We start from the raw sequence: 2,318 nt of genomic DNA, 5'->3' as shown, positions 1-2,318 counted from the left end.
TTATATCAGCATTTAGGGGCTCTTTGATTTCGAAAAACTGTCAAAGATGGGAGTATACTCCAATTCACTAAAATTGTAAAATATTTTTTACAGTTTTAGATAAGATATTGAAGACTCGTATCTAGCTTTACATCTTTATCCATTTCAAGAAATTTTTAAGCAAAAAACTTTTCTTCGACATATTTTTACGATATAATGCATAAAGTAAAAAATAGAAAGGGCATTTTTAAAACATGCTTAAAGAACTAAAAGATTTCCTTTTTCGTGGAAATATCGTTGACCTTGCTGTAGCAGTTATCATCGGGGCTGCTTTCGGTAATATTATCACATCATTCGTTAGCGATGTGATTACTCCTCTCTTTTTAAATCCTGCTTTAAAAGCTGCAAATGTTAGTCAAATCGCTGAACTTTCATGGAATGGAGTTAAATACGGTAGCTTTTTAAGTGCTATTATCAACTTTTTGATTATCGGGACTGTTCTTTTCTTTGTAGTTAAAGCAGCAGAGAAGGCGCAAAACCTTGGTAATAAAGCAGAAGTTGAAGAAGAGATTGCAGCTCCAACTGAGTTAGATATCCTCCAAGATATCAAAGCTCTTCTTGAAAAAAAATAATTCCATTTTAACCCTCGTATTTACGAGGTTTTTTTATCAAAAGGTAACTATCTCTACTTCACCTCTAATGGCAGAAAAATATGTTTCTAAACCTAGCCATTTTCCTTCTTGAACTTAAAAAATAAGCAGATAACTCCACTCCGTTAACATCTATACTGTTCATCAACCCACTACAATTGACAAAGAGCCTAAAAAAACCACCTAAAGGGTGGTTTTTAATGTCTGACTTTAAATTGTTTTTTTAGAAACTAAATCGAATTAAGCTTCGATTTCTGTTACCATACCTGAACCAACAGTACGTCCACCTTCACGGATTGAGAATGTAGTACCTTGTTCAACGGCGATTGGGTGGATCAACTCAACGTCGATAGTCACGTTATCACCAGGCATTACCATTTCAGTACCTGCTGGAAGTTCGATTGAACCTGTAACGTCAGTAGTACGGAAGTAGAATTGTGGGCGGTAGTTGTTGAAGAATGGAGTGTGACGTCCACCTTCTTCTTTAGTAAGGATGTAAACTTCACCTTTGAATTTAGTGTGTGGGTTGATTGAACCTGGTTTAGCGATAACTTGTCCACGTTCAATTTCGTCACGTTGGATACCACGAAGAAGAACACCTACGTTGTCTCCTGCAAGACCTTCATCCAATTGTTTACGGAACATTTCAACACCGGTAACAACTGCTTTTTGAGTTTCTTCTTTGATACCAACGATTTCGATTTCATCGTTAACTTTAACGATACCACGGTCGATACGTCCTGAAGCAACTGTACCACGTCCAGTGATTGAGAATACGTCTTCGACTGGAAGCAACAATGGTTTGTCAGTGTCACGTTCTGGTTCTGGGATGTACTCATCAACAGTGTTCATCAAGTCCATGATGATATCTTCAAACGCAGCATCACCTTCAAGAGCTTTAAGAGCTGAACCTTGGATAACTGGAAGATCATCACCTGGGAAATCGTATTCTGAAAGAAGGTCACGGATTTCCATTTCAACCAATTCAAGCAATTCTTCATCATCAACCAAGTCAACTTTGTTCATGAAAACGATCAAGTGTTTAACACCAACCTGACGTGAAAGCAAGATGTGCTCACGAGTTTGTGGCATAGGTCCGTCAGTTGAAGCTACAACAAGAATAGCTCCGTCCATTTGAGCAGCACCAGTGATCATGTTTTTAACGTAGTCCGCGTGTCCTGGAGCGTCAATGTGAGCGTAGTGACGTTTTTCAGTTTCGTACTCAACGTGTGCAGTGTTGATGGTGATTCCGCGTTCGCGTTCTTCTGGAGCAGCATCGATAGACGCATAGTCTTTTGGTTGGTTAACTGATGAAGGCAAGCGACGTGCCAATACAGTTGTGATAGCTGCTGTCAAAGTAGTTTTACCATGGTCAACGTGTCCGATAGTACCAATGTTAACGTGCGGTTTACTACGATCGTATTTTTCTTTTGCCATTTAGGAAAAGCCTCCAATAAAATATATTTTATAGATAGACAGTAGGCAATACAGTCTAACTTTCCTTACTATTTTATCAAATTTCAGCTAAATTGCAAGTGTTTTATATACTTTTTCTGAATTATTCTTTCTCCAGTTAGTAATAGGGCTGATTGAACGTGGAAGCGTAGATTATAAAGGACTTAATCAAGTCTTGATTTTCCATTTGGGTAACGTTTTCTATGTGCCGGTCAGGATAACACTCGATATTGG

2 protein-coding genes are annotated in these 2,318 nt (G+C 38.2%); one reads left to right on the top strand and one right to left on the bottom strand.

Going from position 1 to position 2,318, the window contains the following annotated elements:
* Nucleotides 1-233 precede the first annotated feature (233 nt).
* Nucleotides 234-611 (top strand): large conductance mechanosensitive channel protein MscL, encoded by a 378-nt coding sequence (gene mscL, locus STRDD10_RS00580; RefSeq protein WP_067192183.1) that lies wholly within the window; start codon nucleotides 234-236, stop codon nucleotides 609-611.
* A 258-nt stretch (nucleotides 612-869) separates the two neighbouring features.
* On the opposite strand, the gene tuf is transcribed toward mscL, so the two are convergent.
* A complete protein-coding gene (gene tuf, locus STRDD10_RS00575) occupies nucleotides 870-2,066 on the bottom strand; it encodes an elongation factor Tu (RefSeq protein ID WP_067192181.1) in 1,197 nt (398 codons plus the stop codon).
* Nucleotides 2,067-2,318: the final 252 nt, after the last annotated feature.

The organism is Streptococcus sp. DD10, assembly GCF_001578805.1.
Lineage (GTDB): Bacteria > Bacillota > Bacilli > Lactobacillales > Streptococcaceae > Streptococcus.
The sequence above is the reverse complement of the archived record's forward strand: the minus strand, read 5'-3'. Positions and strand labels throughout refer to the sequence as shown.

What these genes read in the sequence shown, in the direction of transcription:
- tuf (WP_067192181.1), bottom strand. Translation starts at nt 2,066, where the DNA reads ATGGCAAAAGAAAAATACGATCGTAGTAAACCGCACGTTAACATTGGT.
- mscL (WP_067192183.1), top strand. Translation starts at nt 234, where the DNA reads ATGCTTAAAGAACTAAAAGATTTCCTTTTTCGTGGAAATATCGTTGAC.